The organism is Streptomyces sp. PL-25 (genome assembly GCF_058344915.1).
In genome coordinates this window covers 6,733,970-6,758,771 of the sequence record NZ_CP136997.1, presented here as the reverse complement: position 1 = coordinate 6,758,771, position 24,802 = coordinate 6,733,970, and the positions used below count along the sequence as shown (strand labels likewise).

The 24,802-nt window shown below is 74.0% G+C and carries 20 protein-coding genes and 1 pseudogene; 5 read left to right on the top strand and 16 right to left on the bottom strand.

Annotation, left to right across the window (positions count from 1 at the left end; translation table 11 throughout):
* Positions 1 to 115 precede the first annotated feature (115 nt).
* On the top strand, positions 116 to 2,719 hold the full coding sequence (locus R4Z62_RS30060; protein ID WP_064536477.1) for a CHAT domain-containing protein: 2,604 nt from the start codon (positions 116 to 118) through the stop codon (positions 2,717 to 2,719).
* Between the two features lie 42 nt (positions 2,720 to 2,761).
* On the opposite strand, the gene R4Z62_RS30055 is transcribed toward R4Z62_RS30060, so the two are convergent.
* The 9 genes from R4Z62_RS30055 to R4Z62_RS30015 all read right to left on the bottom strand — a co-directional run bounded on the left by R4Z62_RS30055 (position 2,762) and on the right by R4Z62_RS30015 (position 12,539).
* Positions 2,762 to 3,898 (bottom strand): LLM class flavin-dependent oxidoreductase, encoded by a 1,137-nt coding sequence (locus tag R4Z62_RS30055; protein ID WP_491521439.1) that lies wholly within the window; start codon positions 3,896 to 3,898, stop codon positions 2,762 to 2,764.
* Positions 3,899 to 3,909: 11 nt separating this feature from the next.
* Positions 3,910 to 5,001 carry an LLM class flavin-dependent oxidoreductase gene (locus R4Z62_RS30050; RefSeq protein ID WP_064536475.1) on the bottom strand — a complete coding sequence of 364 codons (1,092 nt, stop codon included), beginning with the start codon at positions 4,999 to 5,001 and terminating at the stop codon, positions 3,910 to 3,912.
* Positions 4,998 to 6,371, bottom strand: coding sequence for an NtaA/DmoA family FMN-dependent monooxygenase (locus R4Z62_RS30045; RefSeq protein WP_491521438.1), 1,374 nt, complete (start codon positions 6,369 to 6,371; stop codon positions 4,998 to 5,000). Before R4Z62_RS30045 ends, R4Z62_RS30050 begins: the two co-directional genes overlap by 4 nt.
* Positions 6,372 to 6,390: 19 nt before the next feature.
* The gene (locus R4Z62_RS30040; protein WP_491521437.1) at positions 6,391 to 7,623 is read right to left on the bottom strand and encodes an LLM class flavin-dependent oxidoreductase; all 1,233 of its coding nucleotides are present in this window, start codon (positions 7,621 to 7,623) and stop codon (positions 6,391 to 6,393) included.
* 70 nt (positions 7,624 to 7,693) lie between these two features.
* Complete coding sequence (locus R4Z62_RS30035; RefSeq protein WP_491521436.1) at positions 7,694 to 8,722, bottom strand: ABC transporter substrate-binding protein; 1,029 nt, start codon at positions 8,720 to 8,722, stop codon at positions 7,694 to 7,696.
* A 116-nt stretch (positions 8,723 to 8,838) separates the two neighbouring features.
* Complete coding sequence (locus R4Z62_RS30030) at positions 8,839 to 9,822, bottom strand: amino acid ABC transporter permease (protein WP_491521435.1); 984 nt, start codon at positions 9,820 to 9,822, stop codon at positions 8,839 to 8,841.
* Positions 9,823 to 10,524: 702 nt separating this feature from the next.
* Positions 10,525 to 11,421, bottom strand: a complete 897-nt coding sequence (locus R4Z62_RS30025; protein WP_491521434.1) for a glutathione S-transferase C-terminal domain-containing protein — start codon at positions 11,419 to 11,421, stop codon at positions 10,525 to 10,527.
* 260 nt (positions 11,422 to 11,681) lie between these two features.
* On the bottom strand, positions 11,682 to 11,834 hold the full coding sequence (locus R4Z62_RS30020; protein ID WP_382848364.1) for a putative leader peptide: 153 nt from the start codon (positions 11,832 to 11,834) through the stop codon (positions 11,682 to 11,684).
* A 189-nt stretch (positions 11,835 to 12,023) separates the two neighbouring features.
* A complete protein-coding gene (locus R4Z62_RS30015) occupies positions 12,024 to 12,539 on the bottom strand; it encodes an NADPH-dependent F420 reductase (protein WP_491521946.1) in 516 nt (171 codons plus the stop codon).
* Positions 12,540 to 12,559: 20 nt separating this feature from the next.
* Here R4Z62_RS30015 and R4Z62_RS30010 point away from each other — a divergent pair.
* A pseudogene (locus tag R4Z62_RS30010) lies at positions 12,560 to 12,869 on the top strand (winged helix-turn-helix transcriptional regulator); the annotation flags it as partial.
* Here the strand turns inward: R4Z62_RS30010 and R4Z62_RS30005 are convergent.
* Positions 12,860 to 13,792: a LysR family transcriptional regulator gene (locus R4Z62_RS30005; protein ID WP_491521433.1), complete on the bottom strand. Its 933-nt coding sequence runs from the start codon at positions 13,790 to 13,792 to the stop codon at positions 12,860 to 12,862. The pseudogene R4Z62_RS30010 and the gene R4Z62_RS30005 sit on opposite strands and share 10 nt — an antisense overlap.
* Positions 13,793 to 13,954: 162 nt before the next feature.
* Here R4Z62_RS30005 and R4Z62_RS30000 point away from each other — a divergent pair, with 162 nt between their 5' ends.
* Positions 13,955 to 14,800, top strand: a complete 846-nt coding sequence (locus tag R4Z62_RS30000; RefSeq protein WP_491521432.1) for an alpha/beta hydrolase — start codon at positions 13,955 to 13,957, stop codon at positions 14,798 to 14,800.
* A gap of 14 nt (positions 14,801 to 14,814) precedes the next feature.
* Entirely contained in the window at positions 14,815 to 16,266 is a 1,452-nt protein-coding gene (locus tag R4Z62_RS29995) for an MFS transporter (RefSeq protein ID WP_491521431.1), read from the top strand.
* A 206-nt stretch (positions 16,267 to 16,472) separates the two neighbouring features.
* Here R4Z62_RS29995 and R4Z62_RS29990 read toward each other — a convergent pair whose 3' ends face one another.
* The 4 genes from R4Z62_RS29990 to R4Z62_RS29975 form a co-directional block, all read right to left on the bottom strand.
* Positions 16,473 to 16,889: an ATP-binding protein gene (locus tag R4Z62_RS29990; protein ID WP_491521430.1), complete on the bottom strand. Its 417-nt coding sequence runs from the start codon at positions 16,887 to 16,889 to the stop codon at positions 16,473 to 16,475.
* Positions 16,890 to 17,014: 125 nt separating this feature from the next.
* Positions 17,015 to 18,229 carry a helix-turn-helix domain-containing protein gene (locus tag R4Z62_RS29985; protein ID WP_491521429.1) on the bottom strand — a complete coding sequence of 405 codons (1,215 nt, stop codon included), beginning with the start codon at positions 18,227 to 18,229 and terminating at the stop codon, positions 17,015 to 17,017.
* Between the two features lie 108 nt (positions 18,230 to 18,337).
* The gene (locus R4Z62_RS29980) at positions 18,338 to 19,201 is read right to left on the bottom strand and encodes a hypothetical protein (protein ID WP_491521428.1); all 864 of its coding nucleotides are present in this window, start codon (positions 19,199 to 19,201) and stop codon (positions 18,338 to 18,340) included.
* Positions 19,202 to 19,206: 5 nt separating this feature from the next.
* Positions 19,207 to 19,815 carry a papain-like cysteine protease family protein gene (locus R4Z62_RS29975; protein ID WP_491521427.1) on the bottom strand — a complete coding sequence of 203 codons (609 nt, stop codon included), beginning with the start codon at positions 19,813 to 19,815 and terminating at the stop codon, positions 19,207 to 19,209.
* A gap of 753 nt (positions 19,816 to 20,568) precedes the next feature.
* Between R4Z62_RS29975 and R4Z62_RS29970 the strand changes: the two genes are divergently transcribed.
* Positions 20,569 to 23,310, top strand: coding sequence for a helix-turn-helix transcriptional regulator (locus R4Z62_RS29970; RefSeq protein WP_491521426.1), 2,742 nt, complete (start codon positions 20,569 to 20,571; stop codon positions 23,308 to 23,310).
* Between the two features lie 15 nt (positions 23,311 to 23,325).
* Here the strand turns inward: R4Z62_RS29970 and R4Z62_RS29965 are convergent, their stop codons facing one another.
* Together R4Z62_RS29965 and R4Z62_RS29960 are read right to left on the bottom strand one after the other, a co-directional pair.
* The gene (locus R4Z62_RS29965; protein WP_064536459.1) at positions 23,326 to 23,604 is read right to left on the bottom strand and encodes a hypothetical protein; all 279 of its coding nucleotides are present in this window, start codon (positions 23,602 to 23,604) and stop codon (positions 23,326 to 23,328) included.
* Positions 23,605 to 24,016: 412 nt separating this feature from the next.
* On the bottom strand, positions 24,017 to 24,604 hold the full coding sequence (locus R4Z62_RS29960) for a DUF6000 family protein (protein ID WP_491521425.1): 588 nt from the start codon (positions 24,602 to 24,604) through the stop codon (positions 24,017 to 24,019).
* Positions 24,605 to 24,802: the final 198 nt, after the last annotated feature.

Below are 24,802 nucleotides of genomic sequence, written 5' to 3'. Positions count from 1 at the left end.
TCGGGACGGTGGTCGTCAGTCAGAGCCGCCGGACCCGCGTCTGATACAGCCGCGGCGGCGCCGCGGCCCGGGGACGCGGTTCCGGGGCCACTTCCGGACCACTACCATCCGGGGGGTGACTGCGGGAAGCGATACGGTGCTCGACCTGCTGCCTTTGGTGTTCGCCGACCCCGGCGAGGCACTGGCGCGGGCCCGCGCGCTGCTCGACGCCCGGCCCGCGCCGCTGCACGCGTCGGTGGCGCATCAGGTGATCGGGATCTGGCAGCGGGACTTCGGCGATCTGCGCCTGGCGCTGCGGCATCTGCGCCGGGCCCGGGACCTGGCGGCGCGGGCGGAGTCGGCCGAGCGGGAGGCCGATGTGCTGGCCACGCTCGGGGTCGCGCTGGTGCACGCGGGCCGCACCCGGCAGGGCCTGGCCGCGTTCGAGCGGGGTGTGGCGCGCGGCACCGGGCACACCCGGGCACGGGTCAGATACCGGCGGGCGTACGTGTGGTGGGTGCTGGGCCGGCACCGGGAGGCGCTGGAGGACGTGCGCCGGGCCGTGGGGGTGCTGCGCCAGGCCGGTGATGTGATCTGGACGGCGCGGGCGCTGACCCTGCGGGCCACCGTGCATCTGGCGCTGGGCGCGGTGGAGCGGGCCGACGCCGACTTCACGGCCGCCGAGGCGCTGTGGGACACCACCGACCAGGAGCACGACAAGGCGGACGCGGTGGAGAGCCGCGGCCTCGCCGCGTTCCGGCAGGGCGACGTGCCGGCGGCGCTGCGGCTGCTGGACGAGGCCGAGGAGCGGTACGCCAAGCTGGGCACGCCCACCTTCATGCTGGACATCCGGCGCTGCGAGGTGCTGATGGCGGCCGGTCTCGCGCCCGAGGCGCTGGCCGAGGCGGACACGGCGATCGCCGAACTGGACCGGCTCGGCGGGCAGTCGACCCGCAAGGCGGAGCTGCTGCTCGTCGCGGCGCGCGCGGCGCGGCTGGCCGGCGACCCGGACACGGCGATCGCGCGGGCGGCGGTGGCGGTGCGGCTGTTCGCCGCCCAGCGGCGCGCCTGGTGGGCCACGCACGCCCGGCTGGTGCTGATCGAGGCGCGGGCGGCGACCGGGCGCCGCTCGGGCCGGCTGGTCGCGGACGCGGCGGCGGTGGCCGAGCGGCTGGCCGCCTTCGGTTCCCCGGCCGCGCCGCAGGCGTCGCTGCTCGCCGGCCGGATCGCGCTGGCCCTGGGCCGGTCAGAGGAGGCGGAGCGGCATCTGGCGGTGGCCGCGCGCAGCAGGCGCGGCGGACCGCCGCTGGCGCGGATGAACGGCTGGGCGGCGCAGGCGCTCAGGGCACGGGCGGCCGGGTCGGACCGGGGTGTCCTGGAGGCGTGCCGGCGCGGCCTCGACGTGCTCGACGACCACCGGATGACGCTGGGCGCCTCCGAGCTGCGGGCCCGTGCCACCGCGCAGGGCGCCGAACTGGCCGCGCTGGCCCAGGAGGCGGCGCTCGCGTCGGGCGGTCCGAGGAGGCTGCTGGTGTGGAGCGAGCGCTGGCGGGCGACGGTGCTGACCGCGCCGCCCACCCGGCCGCCCGCCGATCCGGCGCTGCTCAGCTCGCTGACCGCGTTCCGGGAGATCGCGGCCCGTGCCGAGGAGGCCCGGCAGGACGGCCATCCGGTCCCGGCGCTGGAGCGCGAACAGCGGCGTCTGGAACGGGAGATCCGCTCCCGTACGCTGCATCTGCGCGGGGAGGCGCCAGGGGGCGGCGACCGCTTCCGGCCCGCCCGGCTGCTGGAGCGGCTGGACGAGGGCTGGCTGGTCGAGCTCGCGGTGCTGGACGGGCGGGTGCAGGTGCTGCTGTGCGGCCAGGGGCGGGTGCGCCGGTTCGAGGCCGGGCGGCTCGCGGACGCGGTGGCGGAGGCCGAGCACGTGCAGGCGGGGCTGCGGCGGCTGGCGCACCCCGGCGCGGCGGCCCGGCTGCCGCTGGTGGAGGCGGCGGGCCGCCGTCTGGAGGAGATCCTGCTCGGTCCGGCCGTACGGCAGCTCGGTCCCGGCCCGGTCGTGGTGGTGCCGCCGGGTTCGCTGCACCGGGTGCCGTGGGCGCTGCTGCCGTCGCTGCGCGAGCGGGTGCTGAGCGTGTCGCCGTCGGCGAGCAGCTGGCTGCGGGCCCGGGAGACCGCGCCGCCGCCGGTGGGCCGTCCGGTGCTGGTGCGCGGCCCCGGGCTGGCGTCCGGCGGCGCGGAGGTGCCGGAGCTGGCCGCTCGCTACGGCAGGGCGACCGTGCTGGAGGAGGGCGGCGCGCATGTGTCGCGGGTGCTGCGGGAGCTGGACGGCGCGGCGCTCGCGCACATCGCCGCGCACGGCACGTTCCGTGCCGACAGCCCGCTGTTCTCGTCGCTGACCATGGCGGACGGGCCGCTGATCGTGCACGACTTCGAGCGGCTGGACCGCAGCCCGTACCGGATCATCCTGTCGTGCTGCGACACGGCGCGTCTCGCATCGGTCGGCGCGGACGAACTGCTGGGCCTCGTGACGGCGTTGCTGCCGCTGGGCACGGCCGGGGTGGTGGCGTGCAGCGCGCCCGTCAACGACGAGGCGGTGGTGCCGCTGATGCTCGCGCTGCACAAGGGTCTGGGGGCCGGTCTGTCGCTGGCGGAGGCGCTGCGCGACGCGCGGGGGGCCGTCCCGGGCGACGCGACGCATCAGGCGACGGGGTGGGCGTTCTCGGCGTTCGGCGCGGCCTGAGCCGGGCCGGGCCCGCGCGGCCCGCCCCGGCGGCCGGGGGCCTCAGCCGGATCTGCGGCTCCACTCCCGGGCCAGCAGCTCGTAGGACCGTACGCGGGCGCCGTGGTCGTGGGTGATGGTCGTGACGAGGAGTTCGTCGGCGCCGGTGGCGTCGCGGAGCTGTTCGAGCCGGTCGGCGACGTGGGCCGGGGTGCCCACGAACCGGGTGTCGACGCGGTCGCGCACCAGGTCCTCGTCCTCCTCGGTCCAGGGCAGGGCGCGGGCCTCCTCGGGGGCGGGGTAGGCGATGGCGCCCTCGGCGGTGCGGATGCTGCGCACCCAGGGCCCGTAGCCGGCGGCGAGGTGGCGGGCGGTGGCGTCGTCCTCGGCGACGACGACGTCGGCGGAGACGCTGACGTAGGGCTTGTCGAGGACGTCGGAGGGCTGGAAGGCGGCCCGGTAGCCGTCCACGGCCTCCAGTACGGTGGCCGGGCTGACGTGGTAGTTCGCCGCGAAGCGCAGTCCGCGCGCGCCCGCCTCCCGGGCGCTCGGTCCGCCGCTGCTGCCCAGGATCCACACCTGGAGGTCGGCGCCCTCGCCGGGCACCGCGTGCGCCTCGACGCCGTCCGCCGAGCGGTAGGTCCCGGCCAGCAGGGCGAGGATGTCGTCGAGCTGGTCGGGGTACTCCTGGGGTTCGGCGCCGGGGAGCAGCAGCAGGTTGCGTTGCAGGGCGACGCGGGGCGAGCCGAGCAGCGCCTCGAAGGAGAAGCGGCGCGGGACGAGCAGGCCGCCCGGGGCGCGGCCGTCGACGACCGGGGTGGCTACCGGTGCCGGGGTGTCCGGTGCGGGCGCGGGGCGTCCGCCGGAGCGGCCGAGGCCCAGGTCGAGGCGGCCGGGGTGCAGGGCGTCGAGCAGCCCGAACTCCTCGACCGTGGACAGGGCGGTGCGGTGGCCGAGCTGGACGGCGCCGGAGCCGAGCCGGATGGTGGAGGTGGCGGCGGCGGTCAGCGCGAGCAGGACGGCGGGCGAGGTGCCCGCCACGCCGGGGTTGAGGTGGTGTTCGGCGAACCAGTAGCGGGTGTAGCCGAGGCGTTCGGTCTGCCGGACGAGGTCGAGGGAGTTGCGCAGGGCGTCGGACGCGGTGGCCCCGGAGGGTACGGGGACCAGGTCGAGGACGCCGAGGGGGGTGCCGAGGGACACGGGTGGGCTCCTCAGTGGTCGGCGGGTACGGGCCGGGACTTCTGCCGGGCACCGGACGGCGCCCAGGGGAAGGGCGGGTCGGGGATGCTCCGGCGCAGGACGGGCGCGACCTCGCTCTGGAACAGTTCGAGCGAGTCGCGGTGCTGGGTGTCGGTGAGTCCGCCCGCGTCGGCCTGGACGTGCTGCACGGTGTGCCCGAACCGCTCGTGGTAGCGGTGCACCTTGTCGATGACCTGCTGGGGGCTGCCGATGAGCGCCGAGGAGCGGGCGGCGAAGTCCTCCAGCGTCCCGAAGACGACGGGCAGGCCGGTGCGCTGCTGGAAGGCGAGGTTGCTCTCGAACACCGGCCGGTAGGCGGCCAGCGCCTCCTGGGTGGTGCGGGCGACGTACAGGCCCGCCGAGCCCGCGCCGACCGCGATGTCCGCCGGGTCGTGGCCGTGGTGCTCCCAGCGTTCGCGGTAGTGGCGGACGAGTTCGGCGTAGGGCTCGATGGGGTGGGTGACGTTGGCGGAGAACAGCGGGTCGCCGTAGCGGGCGGCCAGGTCGACGCTCTCCTTGCTGGTGGCGCTGCCGTGCCAGACGCGGACGGGCCGCTGGTAGGGGCGCGGCCACACCTCGGCGTCCTTGAGCGGGGGCCGGAAGCGGGTGTCGGCGGTGACCTTGTCCTGCCGCCACAGGGTGCGGAAGACCTCGTAGCTCTCGGCGTTGCGGTCCCACTGGTCCTCGGGCGTGACCTGGAACAGGTCGCGTTGGGCGGAGCCGTTGCCCTTGCCGATGATGAGGTCGAGCCGGCCCTCGGCCAGGTGGTCCAGGGTCGCGTAGTCCTCGTAGGCGCGGACCGGGTCGAGCAGGCTGAGGGTGGTGACGGCGGTGAAGAGCCGGATCCGCCGGGTGAGCGCGGCGAGGTGGCCGAGGACCACGGTGGGCGCGGAGGAGAGGAACGGCCGCTCGTGCCGCTCCCCCACGCCGAAGCCGTCGAAGCCGAGTTCCTCGGCGAGCACGGCGTTGTCCAGGACCTCGCGGAAGCGGTCGTGGGTGGACTTGAGGACGCCGGTGACCGGGTCCGGGCGGTGCACGATCAGGGTGATGGCGAGGAACTTCACGACGCCACCCGCTCTTCTCCCGCGTGGTCCGGGTGGGCGAGGCCGAGGTGGTCGCGCAGGGTGGTGCCCTCGTAGTCGGCGCGGAAGACGCCCTTCTCCTGGAGGAGCGGCACGACCTTGTCGGCGAACGGGTCGAGGCCGCCGGGGGTGATGTGCGGCACGAGGATGAAGCCGTCGCAGGCGTCGGTCTGGACGAACTCGTCGAGGGTGCGGGCGACGGTCGCGGGGGCGCCGACGAAGGTCTGCCGGTTGCCGGTGTTGATGACCAGGTCGCGGATGGACCAGCCGTTGGCGGCGGCCAGTTCGCGCCACTCACGGGCGGTGGCCAGCGGGTCCCGGTACATGCGCACCTGGGCCCGCCCGCGCGCGATGTGGTCCCCGCCGGTGTCGGGGTCGATGTCGGGCAGCGGGCCGTCCGGGTCGTACGCGGACAGATCGCGGTTCCAGACGAACTCCAGGTGCTTGAGGGCGGTGGCACCGCTGACCTGCTGCCTGCGGACCTCGCGGGCCAGTTCCTCGGCCTCGGCGTCGGTGTCGCCGAGCACGAAGGTGGCGGCGGGCAGGATGAGCAACTGGTCGCGGCGGCGGCCGTACTTGGCCAGGCGGCCCTTGACGTCCTGGTAGAAGGACCGTCCCTCGGCCAGGGTGGCGTACCGGCTGAAGATGGCGTCGGCGCCGGACGCGGCGAACTCGCGGCCCTCCTCGGAGTCACCGGCCTGGAAGATCACCGGTCGGCCCTGGGGTGAGCGGGGCACGTCGAACTGGCCGTGGATGTCGAAGTGCTGCCCCTGGTGGACGAAGGCACCGGCCCTGGCGTCCCGCAGGAAGGTGCCGGTGACCCGGTCGGCGACGATCTCGTCGCCGTGCCAGGAGTCGAAGAGCTCGTTCGCGGTGGCCAGGAACTCCTTGGCGCGTGAATAGCGTTCGTGCTGCGGGAGGAAGCCGCCGCGGCGGAAGTTCTCGCCGGTGAAGGCGTCCCAGGAGGTGACGACGTTCCAGGCGGAGCGGCCCCCGGAGAGGTGGTCGAGGCTGGCGAACTGGCGGGCCACCTCGTAGGGCTCGTTGAAGGTGGAGTTGATGGTGCCGGTCAGGCCGAGGCGGTCGGTGACGGCGGCCAGCGCGGCGAGGACCGTGAAGGTGTCGGGGCGGCCGACGACGTCCAGGTCGTAGATCTCGCCGCCCTGTTCGCGCAGGCGCAGTCCCTCGGCGAGGAACAGGAAGTCGAACTTGGCGCGTTCGGCGGTCCGCGCGAAGTGGGCGAAGGAGCTGAAGTCGATGTGGCTGCCGGCGGCCGGGTCGCTCCACACGGTGGTGTTGTTGACGCCGGGGAAGTGGGCGGCCAGGTGGATCTGCTTGTGCGGCTTGCTCATGGCGTGCGGTTCCTCCGGCTCAGACGGTGGCGGCGGTGGCGTAGCGGTTGGCGGGGCGGGCCAGGCCCAGGTGCCCGCGCAGGGTGCCGCCCTCGTAGGAGCGGCGGAAGCGGCCGCGGCGCTGGAGTTCGGGGACGAGGTCCCGGGTGATGCGGGGCAGGTCGTGCCCGAGGACGGCCGGGCGCAGCCGGAAGCCGGTGAGGCCGCCGGTGGCCAGCTCCTCCAGCAGATCGGCCAGTTGTGCGGCGGTGCCGGTGAAGATCCGGGCGTCGCTGGTGTACTCGGCGCCGTCGAGGGTGTCGAGGCGTTTCTTGCGGGCCGTTGCCCGGTCCGGGTCGTCGTCCAGGAGGACCACGAGGTCGCCGAAGACGTGCAGCGGCTGGTCCACGCGGCCCGCGGCGCGCTGTTCGGCGCGGATCTCGGTGACGATCGCGCGGGCGTCGGCGGCGTCGCGCGGGGTGACGTAGCCGATGTCGGCCTGGCGGGCGACGAGCCGGTACGGGACCGTCTGGTGGGCGAGGGCGCTGACGATCGGCTGGCCCTGCGGCGGGCGCGGGGTGATGGAGGGGCCCTTGACGCTGAAGAAGCGGCCCTCGAAGTCGATGTAGTGCAGTTTGCCGCGGTCGATGAAGCGGCCGGTGGCGACGTCGCGGATCTCGGCGTCGTCCTCCCAGCTGTCCCAGAGCCGGCGGACGACCTCGGTGTGGTCGGCGGCCTCGTCGAACAGCTCGGAGATCCGCTCCTGCCCGGCCGGGCTGCGCAGGCTCTCCAGGGTGATCGGCGGGAAGGTGCGGCGACCGAAGTGGGCGGCCTCGTGCGGGCGGGGCGTGATCTGCACGCGCAGCCCGGCCCTGCCGCCGCTCACATGGTCGAGCGTCGCGATCGCCTTGGATATATGGAACGGCTCCGTGTGGGTGGCCACTACGGTCGGGACCAGACCTATGTGCCGGGTGAGCGGCGCGACACGGGAGGCGACGAGTACGGCGTCCAGGCGTCCGCGGACCTGGTCGGTGCGGCCGTCCGGCTCACCGAAGCGCGAGGACTGCTGGCCCAGGCCGTCCTCGAAGGTCACGAGGTCGAGCAGGCCGTGCTCGGCCTCGGTGACGAGGTCGGCCCAGTAGCGGGCGGTGAACAGGTCCTGGGGCCGGGAGACCGGCTCCCGCCAGGAGGCGGGGTGCCAGCCGGTGCCGTCGAGGGCCACGGCGAGGTGGAGTTCGCCGGGGTGCGCGGGCGGAGGCGGTGTCGTGGGCATGCGGGGTGCCTTTCTGGAGGGTGGGGCGGCGGCTCCGGGCCGCGTGCGGTGCGCGACGCTCCGGCCGGGGTCAGGAGTTGTCGAGGGGCAGGCCGGGCGGGTTGGTCTCGGACTTCGCCACGGCCTCGTCGGAGAGGTTCCAGGCGGCCAGCCAGCGGGCGTACTGCCCGTTGTCGATCAGGTGGTTGACGGCGTCGGCCAGCGGCTTGGCGAGGCCGCTGTCCTTCTTCGCGGTCGCCGCGATCAGGCCCTGGAGGCGCGCCCCGGCACCGGAGAAGGTGCCCGCGCTGCGGGTGGCGTGGGGCGTCTTCGCGCTCTGCGTGACGTGGTAGGAGACCCCGGGGTTGGGGCCGAAGTAGGCGTCGATCCGGCCGCTCGCCAGGGCCAGGTAGGTGCTGTTGCTGTCCTGGTAGTGCTTGACGGTGAGCCGCTTGCCCTCTCCGGCGAGCCGGGCCTGCCACTCCAGCAGGATCTTCTCCTGGTTGGTGCCGGAACCCACGGCCACGGTCTTCCCGGCGAGGGCGCGGTAGTCGCCGCCGAACGTCCAGGTGCTCTTCTTCAGCACCTCGAAGGCGAGGTTGTCGCGCCGGTAGGAGGCGAACTCGTACTTCTTCTTGCGTTCCTCGGTGTCCGTGACGTTGGAGAAGGCCACGTCGGCCTTGCCGCTGTCGATGCCGACGAACATGTTCTCCCAGGTGAAGTTCTTCACCTCGGGCCGCAGGCCGAGCACCGCGGCCACCAGCCGGCCGAGGTCGGGTTCGGAGCCGGTGAGGGTCTTCTGGTCGCCGCCGACGTACTCCAGCGGCGGCGATCCCGCGGGCAGCGCGCCGACCGCGATGACGAGCGTGCCTCTCTTGCGTACGGCGGCGGGCAGTTCGGCGTTGAGGGACTTGACCTCGGGCACGTCGAGGACGGTCTGCCGAGCGGCGCCGTTGGACAGCCGCCCCACGGTGACCTTGCCCGCGGCGCCCTCCGTGGTGGTGGCGGCCTCACTGTCGCCGCCGCAGCCGGCGAGGGAGAGCGCGAGGGCGGCGGACGCGGTGCCGACGGCGAGCCCGCGCAGGGTCCGGACGGGGAGACGGTGACGGGAGGTGGTCATGGCGGCTGTCCTTGTCGGGGTGGAGGCGGCGGTGGAGGCGACGGCGGCGGCGGGAGGGTTCGGCTTCGGCTCCGGGGGCGGCTTTGACGGGCGCGGGGCCGCGGGGCCCTCGGCGGTCATACGGCGGCTTCGTTGCGGAGGCGTTCGCGCAGGCCGGTGGAGTGGGCGCGCAACCGCTGGAGCGGGGTCGGCGGCAGGGCGCGCAGGGCGCCGCGGGCGTAGTGGCGCTCCACGTAGAACTGGGCGGCGGAGACGACGCTGGTGAGGATCAGGTACCAGGCGGTGACCACGAGCAGCAGCGGCACGATGTCGCCGGGGTAGGTGGAGCCCATGGTCTGCGCGGAGCCGAACAGGTCGAGCAGGGACACGTAGAAGACCAGGGAGGTGCTCTTGACCAGGCCGATCAGCTGGTTGACGTAGTTCGGGACGATGGAGCGCAGGGCCTGCGGCAGGACGATCCGCCAAAACCGGCGGAGCCGGGGCAGACCGAGGGCGGCGGCGGCCTCGTGCTGGCCCTGGGCGACGGAGAGCACGCCGCCGCGGACCACCTCGGCCGCGTACGCCGCCTCGTTGAGGCTGAGTCCGAGGACGGCGACGGCCATGTCGGTGGCGAGCCGGGACTCGTCGAAGCGGAAGAAGGCCGGGCCGAAGGGGATGCCGACGCTGAGCGTCTGGTACAGGGCGGAGAAGTTGTAGAGGAAGATCAGCACCACGATCAGCGGCACGGACCGCAGCGCCCACACATAGGTCCAGCTCACCGCGCGCAGCACCGGGCTGCGGGAGAGCCGGGCGAGCGCCAGGACGATGCCGCCGAGCAGGCCCAGTACGGCGCTGAGCGCGGTGACCTCCAGGGTGACCAGGAGGCCGTCGAGGATGGTGGGCCGCAGGAACCAGTAGCCGAAGCGGTCCCACTGGTAGAACGGGTTGGTGGCCAGTCCGTGTGCGAACTGGGCGATCAGCACCAGGACGACGGCGGTGGCGATCCACCGGCCGGGGCGGCGCGAGGGGCGCACCCGCAGGGCGGTGGGGGGCGTGGGCGAGGGGGCGGCGGCCGGCGGTGCCTCGGCGAGGGACACGGCGGCGCCAGGGGGTTCACTCATGGTGGGCTCCGGCGAGGTCGGACGCCCCTGGCCACGACGGCATTCGCTCGGGGCCGCGGCGGCGCACCACGGTGTCTCGGGGACCGCGGTGCGGGCGGCGCGGCGCACGGCGGCGCACGGCTGGCGTCAGGGCGGGGGCAACGGATCACCGCGGCAGCGGTGTTCGGCACGGGGCGAAGAAGCGGGCCGGGGGCCGTGGGCCGGAGACCGGAGAGGGTCGTCAGGCCCGGCGGCGGGCACGGCCCGGCGCGGTACACGCGGTACACAGTGCGCTGCTGACGCGCAGCAGATCGACGGCGCGGTCGGTCACCAGACGCTGGGCGGAGACCGGCGGGGAGGACGGCGCGGAGGCCGGTACGCAGCCTCGGACGCGGCCTGTGGCCGTCCGGGGAGCTGCGTGCATGTCCGTCACCTGTCGCTTGTCGCCTGTGCCTGTTGCCTGTTGCTTGTCGCTGGGCCTCGCGTCCGGGGCGTCCGGTCCGGGGCGCGGGTGGGCGCGTGTGCCGCATCCGTGACCATTCCGGGCCGTAAGTAAGTCAGTTGTCCGTCCGAAAGTCAACGCCGGTCCGTCACGTGGAACGGCCGGTGGAACGGTCGGTGGAACAGCCGGTGGGACGGCCGACCGGCAGCCTGTGGGGCCGCCGGCATGATGCCATGCGGGAACGCCGATGTGACGGCCGGTGGGACGGCCGGTGGGACGGCTCAGGGCCGGTGGACCCGGTGGGTGCCGTCCGCGTGGGCGGCCCAGTCCAGGATCTGGACGGCCGCGCCCGCGGCCTCCAGGCCCCGGCAGTGGGCACGGTGGCGGCGGGCGATGCCTGCCGGGTCGAGGGCGGCGCGGAAGGCCGGGAGCGCGGTGAGGCGGCGGGCGTGGTCCCACAGGGCCGGGTGGTCGGCGATGCGGTGCACCGCGCGGGCGTCGAGGTGGTGGCGGTGCACGAGGTCGAGCTGGACGAGGGTGACCCACAGCGTCACGTCGGCGCCGGTGAGCCCGTGGCCCGCCACATGGTCCCGGTCGGTCAGCCGGCGCTCCAGCACGTCCAGCGCGCCGAGCAGCACACCGAGCGCCTCGGCCCGGTGGGCGGGGGCGGCGTCCGCCTCCCCGGCGCGCTGGGCGGCCTCCTCCACCTCCTGGGCGCACAGCCGCTCCACGGCCTCGACCGCGGCCTCCTCCGCGCACGGGTACAGGGCCGCCCGGCCGTCGCCGAAGTGCCGGTCCAGGTCACGGGCGATGTCGGGGGCGTGGGTGCTGACGATCCGTCCCGACCAGTCGTCGCTGAGCACCGGAGCGAGCGCCGGTCCCGGGTGGCGGTGCGCGCTCGCCTCGTACAGCGGGCGCAGGACCGCGTGACCGCCGTCCGGGCCGTCCGGCACCGCGGGCAGGACCGTCACCGGACAGCTCTCCCCGATGCCCAGCAGGCCGTGCACGACGGCGACACCCAGCCCTTGCGGACAGGCGGTGGACAGATGGAGCCGGTAGCGGCCGGGCACGGCGTAGTGGCCGCTGCGCGCGTCGCGCCCGATCCGGCCCCGGAAGGCGGGGACGGAGGCGCCGTGGGGGCCGGTGAGGTGGGCGGCGGTCTGCGGTGTGACGGACATGGGTCTCCCCGGGTACGGGCACGCGCGGACGCACGCGCAGCGGTGGCGGAGGCGGTGGGTGGCGGAGCGGCTGACGGCAGGGGGCGGGCGGCCGGGCGGCGGGCGGTCTGGGCCCGGCCCCCGCCCTGGACGTGGCGGGGGCCGGGCCGGGCCGAGCCGGGACCGCGTCCGGCCGGTCGCGGGAGATCGCCGGACGGCACGAAGCCGTAGGACGGTACGAGCGCGGGGTGCCCGGTCGGCTCGGTCGGCTCGGGCGCGGTTCAGCCGGACAGCGACGACGGGCTCGTGGCGCGGCGCATGAGGCTCATGGCGCTGCACACGCGCAGCAGGTCGATGTGGCGGCGCGAGGTGAGCAGGGGCGAGGGCCGGGGCGTACGGCTCGCACGGCCGGTCACCGGCTCAAGGCGCCTCATGATTCCCTACCTGTTCACTAGGGTTCCTCACTGGAGTGTCGGCCCACCCGGGGGCGCAGTCAAGGGGTCGTCCACCACCGGACGAGCGGAGCGTGCGCGGGCCGGTCCCGGAGGGGGCGGTGCGCCGCCCCGGCTCCGCCCGGCACAGCCCCTCGACGCTCGGGCCGGTTCCGCGCGAATGGCGCGCGTTCAGGCCGTACGGACGCCCGCCGCCGCCCCGGCCGCGTGGGCCAGCGGAGGCGCGATGGCCTGTGCGTCCGCCCCTTCCCCGACCCACAGGGAGATGAACAGCGCGGCGGTCGCCTCCAGCAGCCCCGCCCGTTCGAGGCCGCCGCCCGCCAGGGGTTCGCAGCCCGCGTCCCGCACCAGCTCCCGTACCCGTGTGAGGGCCGTCTCGGCGTCCCCGCAGAGGGGCACGGCCCGTGGCCGTCCGCCGAAGACGGGCGGCCGCATACGCCACATGTCCTCGTGGCAGAGGTTGAACGCCTTGACCACACGGGCTCCGGGCGCCGCCGCCGCAAGGCGCTCCGCCGCCGACGGCCCTCCCCCGGTGAGCAGCCGGAACCCCTCCCCGATGGGGTTGGAGCAGTCCAGCAGCACCGTGCCCGCCAGAACCGAGCGCAGCTCCCGCACCACCTCTTCCCCCGCACCGAAGGGCAGCGCGGCCAGCACCACGTCCTGCCCGGAACCGGCCGCCGTACGCAGCCCCGCGGGCCTCGCGCCGCCCCCGACGCCCCGTCGAACTCCGCGAGCGCATCGGAGGCATCAGCTCCAAGGTCCTCACCGAGACGCTGCGGCGGCTGCGGTACAACGGCCTGGTGACCCGCCGTACGCCCCCCGGACACCCCCTCCGCGGTCGAGTACGGCCTCACGCCCCTCGGCCGGACCCTGCTCACTCCCATCGGCGCCTTCGGCGCCTGGGCCTTCGAACACGGCGACGAGGTCATGGCCGCCCAGGAGGCGGCATGCCGTCCGACCGCCACGGAACACCACTCGCCGTCACGCTCACCGGCGACCGGCCCGCATCACGTGTGAGGCCGGAGCCGGTCGTCGAGCGCGGCGCCGACGTCGGGGCAGTTCTTCCGGATGGTGTCGAGGAAGGCGTGCAGCACCGGGGAGTGATCGCGGGCCGCGAAGGACAGGACGAGATCGGGCAGCGGCGTGCGCGGGGTCACTTCACAGAACCGCACTCCCGGACGCGGGACCGCCCTCATGCGGGACGGCCCCAGGCCGACGCCCATGCCCGAGGCGGCGAGGCCGATGATGGTGTGCACGTCCCTCGCGACGGTCGCGCCGCCGAGAGCCGATGAGTCCGTGCCCAGCAGGGCGCGCAGTCCGGCGACCACGGCGGGCTCGTCCTCACCGGCCGACACGATCAGCGGCTGGCGCCGCAACTGGTCGGCGCTCACCGAGCGTTGACCCGCATACGGGTGCGCCGTACTCACCACGGCGGTCACATGGTCGTGTCCGACCGGGACGGACACGAGATGCTCGGCTCCGGCACCCCGTGGCGGGCCGAGGGTGAAGGCCGCGTCGAGCTCTCCGGCGACGAGAGCCGAGCTGCTGCGGCTGGTCGCCATCTCGTGCAGTTCCAGTCTCACGTCGGGCCGTTCACGGCCGAACCGGCTCAGGACGCCCGGCAGCGGGTCGAGCAGTGCCGAGGCGACGAAGCCGAGTCGCAGCCGTCCCGTCTCGCCGCGCGCGGCCCGGCCCGCGTCGACCGTGGCCGCCGCGATCTCGTCGAGCGCCCGGCGCGCCCGCGCGAGGAACGCCTCACCGGCGGCGGTCGGGAACACCCCCTGCCGTGTGCGGTCGAACAGCCGGGCCCCGGCCTCGCGTTCCAGGTCGGCGATCTGCTTGGAGAGCGGCGGCTGCGCGATGCCCAGCGCACCGGCCGCCCGCCCGAAGTGTTCGTGCTCGGCGAGAGCGACCGCGTACCGCAGGTGTCGCGCTTCCATGACCCGCCCTCCGTCCGCTCGGCCCCGTCGATCCAATAAGTCCGATTGGCTTGATTGGACCGATTAGCCCGATCGAGTGCCGACAAGACCTCAAAGATATCGCCATGTCACTTACCAGATCTATCAATGGATGGCGCGGTGGCTGCCGTCTGGAATGGAGCCATGAAGAACGTATCCCTCACCGACACCGTCTTCGTCTTCGTGCACGGCGCCTGGCACAGCTCCGGGCAGTGGGCGGCGACGCAGCTTGCGCTGGCAGGACTGGGCGCCGCGAGCCTGGCCGTCGACATGCCGGGGCACGGCTTCGACGCGCCCCTGCCCAGCGGATACCTGCGGCCCGGTCAGCCGGGCCTGCTGACCGAGAGGTCACTGCTCGCCTCCCTGACGATGGACGACTGCGCCGAGGCGGTACTGAGTGTGCTGCGCCAGGCGCGTCACCGTCGCACTGTCGTGCTCGTCGCGCACAGCGCGGGCGGTGGTCCCGCGTCCCTGGCCGCGGAGCGGGCGCCCGAGCTGGTGGACCGGATCGTCTACCTGTCTGCGTTCGTCCCGGGCGGGCGGCCGCGGTTCCTCGACTACCTGGGCTCACCCGAGAACGCCACCGCGCTGGGCCGGAACCTGAACATCGGCGACCCTGAGGCCCTGGGCGCCGTACGGATCAATCCGCTCTCACCGGATCCCGCCTATCTGGCCGAACTGCGGGAGACCCACTACCACGACACCCCGCTGGACCGCTTCGACCGGTGGCGGTCCGCGCTGAGCCCTGATCTGCCCCTGGCCATCCCGACGGCGCCGGTCACCCTGACCGCGGCACGGTGGGGACGCATTCCACGGACTTTCCTGCGCTGTGCCGAGGACCGGGCGCTGGCACCGGCCGCGCAGGACCTGATGATCGCGGAGGCCGACCGCGCCTTCCCCGCCAGCCCGTTCACTGTGCGCACCCTGCCCGGCAGCCACAGCCCGTTCGCAGCCCGGCCGGGCGAGCTCGCCGCGGTCCTCGCCTCGTGAGCCGGTATCGGCCCGTGAAGGGGGCCCCGTTCCCGAGCGCGGGCCGGCTCGCGGCCGGTGACGGCGGGCGGCTCGTCCTGCCGGTCGTGCTGTGCGCGACATTCGTGCAGTTGCTCAACGTCACCGTCGCGCAGATCGCCGCCCCCGCGATCCAGGCCGACCTGGGGGCCGGCTCAGGTGCCGTGCAGCTGATCCTGGCCGGGTACACCCTGACCTACGCCTGCTTGCTCATCACGGCCGCGCGCCTCGGTGACCGGTACGGCTACCGTCGGCTGTTCATGCTGGGCACCGTGGTCTTCACGGCCGGTTCGGCAGCCGCCGCGTGTGCTCCCGACGCCGCGTTCCTCATCGCGGCCCGGCTGGTCCAGGGCGCGGGCAGCGGCCTGGTCGCCCCGCAGGTCCTGTCGATCATCCAGGTCGCCGTGCCCGCTGCCCGGCGCCCGCGGGCCCTCGGCCTGTTCGGTTCCACGATGGGCGTGGCGTCGCTGGCCGGGCCGCTGATCGGTGGACTCCTCGTCGGCGCCGACCTCTTCGGCCTCGGCTGGCGCTCGGTGTTCCTGGTCACGGCGGCGGTGGCACTCGTCCCTCTCGCGGGCGCGACGGTCCTGCCTCGCACGCGAGGCGCGGCCGGACAGCGCGTGGACGGGGTGGGCGTGTCGCTGACCACCGTGGGCTTCGGTGCGCTGGTGCTGCCGCTCGCGCTGGGAGGGGAGGCCGGCTGGCCCTGGTGGACATGGGCCGCTCCGGCCGTGTCCGCGGCCGTGCTCGGCTGCTTCGCCCTGACCCTCCCGCACCGGCCCGATCCCCTGGTGGATCCCTCGCTGTTCCGCGACCGGAGGGCGCGTGCGGGCGTTCTCCTGGTGTTCGTGTTCAACACCGGGGTGCCGTCCTTCACATATCTGCTCTTCCTCCATCTGCAATCGGCCCTCGGGTATCCCGCCCTCACGGCAGCGCTGACGTCGGCTCCCTTCGCGGCCGCGGCCGTGCTCGGCAGCCGTGGCGCACCCGCCCTGGCCCGCCGGCACGGGCCGGCCGTGCTCACGGCCTCGGCGCTGATCCTGGCGGGCACGGCCCTGGCTCTCGGGCCGCTCATCGGCACGGCGGCCGGACGCTGGGCGGCGTTGCCGGTCCTGGCTCTCGGCGGCGCCGCGTTCGGCTCCTTCACCGCCTCGGTGTTCGCTCCGGTGCTGGCGAGGGTGGACGGCTCCGCGGCCGGTTCCGTGTCCGGGCTGTTGCCCACGGCTCAGCAACTGGGCGGGTCGATCGGGGTGGCCGCGGCGGGACTCGTCTACTTCGCTCCCGCCGCCGACCCGGGGGCCGCCTTCCGGCACGCCATGCTCTACGAGGCCGCCGTCTTCACCGCCACCGCGCTGATCAGCCTCCGCCTGCGCGACCGGAACCGGCCGACCACGCCACGGGCGGACGCGGCGCGTGCTGCGGAGACGCTGGAAACACCTGGAACATGAGCCCGGCGAAGCACCGGGATGCGCGGCGGCGGGCTCGCAGCCCCGACGCCGACTCCGACTCCGAGACGACCCGCGGCCTCGTTCGCCTTCGCCGCCGTCGGGCGCGGACGCCGTGTGGATCCGCAGGCACCCGTCGGTGCCGAACATCTCGATCAGCTGCGACAGGTGGGCTCGGGCCGTACTGCGTACGGGGCTCTCGTCGCCGGTCACCGGCGTCCCTCCAGGTCGGCCCACACGATCTTTCCCCAGCGGCGCTCGTCCGTGCCCCAGTCCGCAGCCAACGCCGACACCAGGAGCAGGCCACGGCCGCCCTCCGCCTCGTCCCCCGGTGGGCAAAGCGCGGGAAGATCGCGAGAGAAGTCCACGACGGCCACCCGGACCGTCCGCACAGCTGTGCGCTCCACCATGACGCGAATGGATTTCCGCCGGGCGTGCCGGACCGCGTTGGCGACCAGTTCCGTCACGACCAGCGCTCCGTCCTCGACCAACTCGTCCAGGCCCCAGCAGGAGAGGGCGGTGTGCAGGAGACGTCGCGCGGTGCTGGCGCTCTCGGGCTCACGCGGCAAAGTTTCGCTGTAGCCAGGGTGTCCAGTCGGGCGGGCCTGCGTCGCAAGTCGGGGCATGTCGTTCTGCTTCCTCGGGTCAGGCGAGCCCCGGGGCCGGGCGAGCGGCCGCCGGAGCGCTGTCCGTTCATGGAACCGACACGCAGGGGACGCCGACAGGGGCGGAACGTCCCACTTTCGCCACGCTAGGCACTGACCCCCAGGAACTCCGCCAACGGCCGCAGCCCCGGCGGGTGGTCGGGCAGAGCCCAGAGGTCCCGCACGATGGCCACGGCCAGGGTGTGGTGCCGCATCCACGTCGGTGCCACCCGGCGCAGGGACTCCAGGGTCTTGACCGCTCCGGCCGCGTCCCCGATGTCCGTGTGCGCTCGTGCCACGTCCAGCAGGAGCCAGGTCCGCCAGGACGGCGGTGTGTCCTTGCTGAGCCGCATCCCCTTGGCCAGGGCCAGGGCGTCCTGCGGATGCCCGTACTGCACGGCGAGCCGGACACGTTCGATACGGACCGACGACGGGCTGAAGACACTGACCATGCGGTTGTCCCCGCCGTCGGGGAGCTCGGCGACCCGTACGGCCTCCTTCTCCGCCGTCTCCATCATCATCGCCGCACGCTCGTAGTCGCCGCTGCGCGCGGCCGACGTGGCGGCGCTCATGGTCAGCCCGCCCCACACCTTCAGGCCGTCGGCCGAGTCGGTACGGCCCGCGCCCGCCAGGTCATCGGCCGCGCGCAGCGCAACGCTCAGCGCGTCCTCGAGGCGCCCCTGCCGCTGGTAGGTCCACGCCATGGAGTTGGCGATCATCGCCGGAAGCAGTGGATCGGAGGACTGCCCGGCGGCGTCCGTCGCGCGTTCCAGACCGATGAGGGCCAGATCTGTCTTCCCCATCCGTACGGCGACATGTCCGGCGAGCTGAAGCGCCTTGCCCAGCGCCGCGAAACCGGCCCCGCGCTCCCCCTCGTCGCCCGAGGCCGCGGCGGAGCGCGCGTCCGCGATCAGGTCGGGCAGCGCCTCCATCACCGTGTCGAACTCGGCGGAGTGGTACCGCGTCCAGCCCTCCGCGATCCGCTCGCGCAGGCGGGCCGCGGAGAAGCCGGGCCCCGGCGGCTCGGGGGCCGGGCCCCCGAGCACCGGCATGACGGCGCGACGCACCGCCACGAAGCGCGGTCCGTCGTTCTCCCCGGTCGAGGAGACGGCAGGAGGATCGCCCACAAGCGTGGTCAGCTCCACGCCGAGCCCGTTCGCCAGCGCGTGCAGCGTGGGCAGGCGAGCCGAGTGCTTCCGTCCCTGTTCCAACTGGCGGATCACCTCGACGGACACGCCGGAGCGCTCGGCCAGCTCTTCTTGCGTCAGGGAGGCCAGGCGGCGCAGGCGGGGCAGAAGCCGCCGCAGGTCTCCGTTCGCCACGCGGCCACCGTACGCGGGATTCCCGCCCGGTGGCGAGCCCGTCGAGCCACTGCCGGTGCCCCGTGCCCCCGTGCCCGGGAAGCGGCACGGGGCACCGGCAGCCGCGGGTCAGGCCGTCGTGTCCCGGCGGCGCGTGACCAGGGTGATCAGGAGGGCGCCGGCGCCCGCGGCGACCGCACCGCCGCCGCCCGCCAGCAGAGCGCGCGGGGTGGTGTCGGCGAGGGAGACGGTTCCCGTGGCGGGGGTGACGCCGCCGTACTTGTGGGACTTCTGGTAGGCGGAGCCGGGGAGCTTGTCGGCGTAGCGCTGGTGCACGAGGTGCTGGTAGGCGGTGAGGGTGGTGCCGTGTTCGCCGACCGACTGGCGGGCGGACTCGTTGAGCGGCAGGACCTGCTGGCCGCTGACCCGGTACCAGGCGTTGAGCTGCGGTTCGGTGAAGGCGTAGCCGTCCTTGGCCTTGGCGGCGTAGCCGATCTCGTCGGTGCCCTGGGCCATGCCGACGACGGCGTAGCCGTGCTGCTGCGGCTCGATGCGGGCGGTGGCCTGACGGCCGTCGGCGGAGACGGACTTCACGGCCAGGTAGGCGACCTGGGCCGGTGCGCTGCCCGCCTTGCCGGTGACGAAGTCGGCGCTCAGCGAGTAGACCGGGACCGCGTCGCCCGCCGCCTCGGGCGACTTGGCCGCGGCCTGCGCGGTGATGTCGGCGCGGGCGGCCTGGTCCACGGGCAGGTGGCGGGCGCGCTGGTCGAGGTGGACGAAGAAGCGGCCGGCCATCTCCCGTGCCTGCGCGGTGTCCGCCGCGTGCGCGGCCTGGGCGAGGTCGGTGGCGGCGGGCGCCTTCGGGGCCGGTACGGACAGGTCGGCGGCGTGCGCGGAGCCGGTGCCGGTGCCGAGGAACAGTCCGAGGCTCACGCCCGCGCCGGCGGCGAGCGAGGTGGTGGCCGTCAGTGCACGGCGGGTGTTCTTCCTCATGCTGATCACGCCCCGACCCGGTAGACGGAACCGCCCCAGTAGAACTGGGAGTTGCTGATGTAGGAGTTGTAGTACATCTCCTGGTAGCGCTGGTTGCTGGGCCAGGGGTCGCTGAAGAGGATGGTGCCGGCCGACGCGTCGTAGCCGTAGATCACGCGCGCGTGGCCGCCGCCGGCGGTCCAGTACACGCCGGTCTCGATGGGCCGGTCGGCGTTTATCTCGCTCTGTACGGTGGCGAAGCTGACACGGCCGTTCACCTCCGTGCCCGCGCTCAGGCCGAGGGCGCGCCAGCCGCGCTGGACGGTGTACAGTTCGGCGGCCTGGTTGGGGCAGTAGCCGCTGGAGTAGCCGCGGGAGGCGAGGCAGAAGCTGTTCTGGCTGACGTTGCGCCCGTAGCCCTTGTACTGGGCGATGCTCAGGCCGGTGGCGGCCCAGCACCACTGGTCCTGCTCCTGCACCAGCTCGTTGAAGTTCAGGTTGGTGTACTGCGCGACGGCGGGGGCCGCCTCGGCCCGCGCGGCCGGGGTGGCGGCCTGGGCCATGCCGCTCGCGCCGACGAGCAGGGAGGTCGCGGCGACGGCCGCGGCCAGGGCGGCCCGGCGGCGGCTTCTCACCGCTGTCCCGGGGGTGGGGGGGCTGGGGATCGCTGGCCCTCATGGGCACACACGTCCTTTCGGGTGTGGTGGGGGGGTGGGGCCCGGACGGGCCCCCGGACCTGGGGTCCACCGCCGCCGCGTCGGCCTCCCGGGGACGTACGTCTTCGTGGTACGTCTTCGGGGTACGTCCTCGGCGTACGTCTTCCGGGTACGGCAGCGGGCCGGGCGCCCCCGCGCACCGCTGACGGCGCGGGGTTCGCCCGCATGGTGGCTCCGAAGCTCCGCAGGGATGTGGGGAGTTGCGGTCCCGCCACGGACCCAGACAGGCGCCGAGAGCCGGAGGCGGGGTTCGTGCTCGGCCGGAACCCTAGGGCGCGGAGCGATTTGCCTTCCATCCGGGCGCGGGATTTACGGATACGCGGGAAATGAAGCGCACATGACAGCCGAGTGGACGGTGCGCCACCGCCGGTCTCCCCCATCTCCGGGCAGACGCGCGGGCGACCGCTCCGCGCGAACTTCCTTATCTTCTGCCGGGTTTGAAGGTGTCTGCGGTACGCACGCGCCGCGCACCGCCCGCCCTCGGCGGTGGCCGGACCGCCACCACGAGGTGTTTCTTGCGTATCCGTAGCGCCCCGGACCCGTCTGTACGCATGCTGACCGGGGTCCGTACGCTGGGGCCGGATCCCGGCAGGAGCCGCCGGAACTCCTCTTGCCACGGGGCGGGCCTCCGAGCCCCGCCGGCCGGGCCGATCGAAAGCGATGGTCGATGACATGACCGCTGCCCAACGGTCCCCCTGGCTCACCCCGTTGCGTCTGGCGCTCGCGGGCAGCGGCTCGGTCCTCGTCCTCGTGGAAGGCCCCGCGGGCATGGGCAAGAGCCATGTCCTGCACGAGCTGGACGCTCTCCCGGAGGCCGCTGGGGCCCGTCGGATCCGGTGGCGGTGCGGCGCGGCGGAGGAACCTCCGGACACCGCCGACGGACCCGCCCTGCTCCTGGTGGACGACGTGCACCGGGCGACACCGGACGAGCGGCAGTGGCTGCGCCGCGCCGCGGAGCGGCCCCGCGAGGGCCTGGCGACCGTACTGGCCTACCGGCCCGAGGAGTTGGGCGGCACCGGCCTGCCGCTGGGCACCCCGGCCGTCTCCTACCCTCCCGGCCTCGCGGCCTTCCGGCACCGGCTGCGCCCCTGGGACGTGGAACGGGTGCGGCTGGCGGCCTCGGAGACCCTGGGCGAGCGCGCGACCCAAGAGGCCGTGGTCCGGCTGCACCTGGTCTCCGGCGGGGTGCCGCAGGTCGTGACCGATCTGCTCGCCGTTCTCCGCGCGGGCACGGGCTCCCGGTGCACGGCCGCCGACGTCGACGCGGCCGGCGTCCCCGTGCGGCTGGCCGAGCTGGTACTGAGCCGTACCGGCGCCCTGGCCGCCGCGGACCGGCCCGTCGTCTGGGCCGCAGGAGTGCTGGACGAACCGGCCGGCCGCGACGAACTGCTCGCCGTTGCCGGGCTGGACGAGGCCCGCGGCCGGGACGCGCTGCTCGCGGCCCTGTCCGGCGCGGCGCTGTCGGAGGTGGCCGAGGGGCGCTACGGATTCGCCGTACCCCTCGCCGCCCCGGCCGTGCGCGAGCACGTACCCGGACCGGTCCGCCAGGAACTGCACCAGCGGGCGTCCCGGGTGCTCTCCCGCCGACGGCCCGCGCCCTGGGCCGAGGTGGCCCGGCACCGCAGGGCCGCCGGACGGCGCAAGAGCTGGCTCAGGGCGGTGGAGAAGGCCGCCCGGACGGCGGTGGAGTCGGGCCGCCACCAGGAGGCGATCGGCCTCCTGGAACGGACGCTCGCGGTGCCGGAGGTCTCACCGGTGGACCGCGCCCGGCTGGCGCCGCTGCTGGCCCGCAGCGCGGTCGTCGGGCTCCGGTCGGACCAGACCGTGGACGTGCTCACCCAGGTCGTCCGGGACCCCGGCCTGCCCGTGGACGTACGGGGCGAACTCCGGCTCGACCTGGGCCTGATGCTGTACAACCAGATCGGCGACCTCGCCGCCGGAGTACGCGAACTGGAAGCGGCGGCCGAGGAGTTGAGCGAGGTGCGGCCCACGCTCGCCGCACGGGCGATGGTGGCGCTGGCCATGCCGGAGTGGCCGACGGGGGCGCTGCCGGGTCACCGCGAGTGGCTGCGCCGGGCCGCCGGCCTCGCCCGCGGCAGCGGGAACGACGTCGCACGGGCCGCCGTCGCCGCCAGCCGTGCGTCGCTGGCCGTCGTCTGCGGCGACCCGCAGGCCCGGCAGCTCGTGGCGGCGCTGCCCGTCGACAGCCCGTCGGCCGGATGCAGGGAGCAGGCCGTACGCGGGCTGTGCAACGCCGCCGACGCCGCGGTCTGGCGGGGCTCCTACCCGTGGGGGCGGGAACTGCTGGCCGCCAGTCTCGACCTCTCGGCCCGCACCGGTGCCCTGTACGCCGAGCGGACGGCGCAGGGCACGCGGCTGCTGCTGGACTGGTGGACCGGCCAGTGGGCCGAACTGGGCGGGCGGTGCGAACAGTTCATCGCGACGGCGGCCGACATGCCCGTGGTGGCGGCGGACGGGCACATGGTGCGGGGCATGCTCGCCTACGCCCAGGGCGACTGGGCGGAGGCACTGCGCTGGCTGACCGCCCTGGGGGCGCCCTCGCCCCAGTGCACCCGCATGCCGCTGGCCGCGGCCACGGCGGGCGCGCTGGTCCGTCTCGCGCTGGCCCGTGACGATCTTCCGGCCGCCGCGGACCAGGCGCGGTCGGCCTGGGCGGCCGTGGCCGACAAGGGCATCTGGACCTGGGCGGCGGAACTGGCCCCCTGGGCGGTGGAGGCGCTGGCACGCACGGGCGACACGGCGGCCGCCCGCCACATGGTCGTCGAGTTCGAACAGGGGCTGGAGGGAAACGACGCCTCGGCCGCGCACGCCGCCGCCGCGTGGAGCCGGGCCGCGCTGGCGGAGTGCGAGGGCCGCCGCCGGGAGGCGGTCAGGTCGTACCGGAAGGCCGCTGCCGCCTACCGGGCCCTGCCCCGCCCGTACGCCTGGGCCCTGACCACCGAGGGCGCGGCGCGCTGCGCCCTCGCCCAGGACGCGGAGCGCGCCGGCGCGGACGGCGGACCGGCCCAGGACCGCGCGGGCGAGCCGGACGGCGCGGACGGCGCCGCCGGTGACGGCCGGAGCCGCGCACACGCCGTCGCGTCCCTGCGGCACTGCGTCGACGAGTACACCGCACTCGGCGCGGTGTACGACACCGCCAGGGCCCGCGCCCTGCTTCGGGCCCACCAGCCCGCGGAGGCCCGGCGGCCGGGCCGTCCCGCCCTGGACGACCGGCTCTCCCCGCGCGAGCGCGAGGTGGCCGAACTCGCGGCCAGCGGCCTGATGAACCGCGAGATCGCGGTGGTCCTGCACCTGTCCCCCCGGACGGTGGAACAACATGTCGCCCGAGCCATCCGCAAGACGGGCGCCCTCTCCCGACGCGACCTCCTCCGCACGTCCGCAGAGACCCCGTAGCGCCCGTACCCCCTGTCAGAGAAGGCTGTTGTGCCGCCAGGGCACGACGGTGGCGGCCGTCCAGTCCAGCTCCCAGCCGGGCCGCACCCCGCGCGCACCCCACCCGTCCGGGCTCCTGCGCGGCAGGGGCTCCCCGGCCGCCCGCGCCGCGAGAGTCGCCTCACACACCCTCCGCGCCAACCGCACGGCCTGCCGCCCGTCGTCCGCACTCCCGGTGAAGATGTGCCTCCCCTGCCGCTCCGGCTGCGCCGCACTCCACGTGGGGACATCGACCTGGAAGTAGTGCTTGGCCACGACACCGCCTCCTCGTCCTTCTGTGGTGCCTTTGAGTGACGGTGACGCTATGCGGGTCTCCGCGCACCGGGTATCCGTGTCCGGGGCATCACGTATACGGAATCAAAGTGCCGGAGGCAGGATCGGCCCTGGAGTGCGGCGTACGAACAGACCCGCAAGGGCCGCCTCCGTCTCCAGCGCGACGCCGTCGACACCCTCAGCCGCTTTCGGCCGGCCCGCGATCACCAAGGCCGACAGTGGCGGCGATGAGCCACCGCCCTGCGCCACCGTCCGCTGGCGTTGCCGTCATCCACTCTCGTCCCCCACGCAGAAGCCCCGCCGGGACGCGCCCGGCGGGGCTTCGTTCTGCTATCGCGGACAGCTTCGGCGAAGGAAGCCCCCAGAACCGGGAGGAGCTATGACCTACCGATGATCAGTCCAAACTCTCAGCAAGAGCGATCCAGTCCACCACTTCCCTCTCCCAGTGAGAAGGATCAGCACTCCCAAGGAAGCCTGCCGCCGACCAACGGTCCCACAACCCGTCGGGCGCAAGTAGATCCTGCGAATTCACTGCGCCCAAGCGCCTCTCGATATGCAGCAGCACACCGAGGAACCACGGCCGATTTGCCCGGTTCTGTAGCTCGCCCAAACTGCGTCCGAGATACTGGTGCAATGCACTCGCGTCAGAGGGGCGACAGAACCGAGCCAGCGCGAACGCAATACCTTTTCCTGTGCGTCTGACATTCCCTTCCCTGAGAAAGCTGTGCAGCTCATCCCGAAATTCATATTTCTGGGCGAACCCGATGAACCAGCACGCCGTGAGCGCCTCCCGCCAGTCACCGCCCAATAGCTGCTCCAACTCGACCGACGAAGCCTTGCGACTGTCGTCCAGCATGGCCGTAGCGAACTCAAGGGCTTCCTCACGATCAGCCCTCATAAAGCTAGCAGAGAGGAGTCTTTTATATCTGTTCCCCGGCAAGCAATAGCGCACAAACAAGTCGCCTGCATTGGTTCCAGACATCCAAAACACCTCTCGCCAGCACGGTCATTCAGCGTCCGTCATCTGGAAGGACCGAATTCACAGCTCACCTGACAGCCTGTGACGCGGCCTTCGATCAGCACTTCCAGCTCTTCGAGTCCCCGGTCACCGGCAATCCGCATACGACTTGGATCGATCGCACTGCGTGGAATTCTCACCACCAGAGATCCGCTGTCGCCG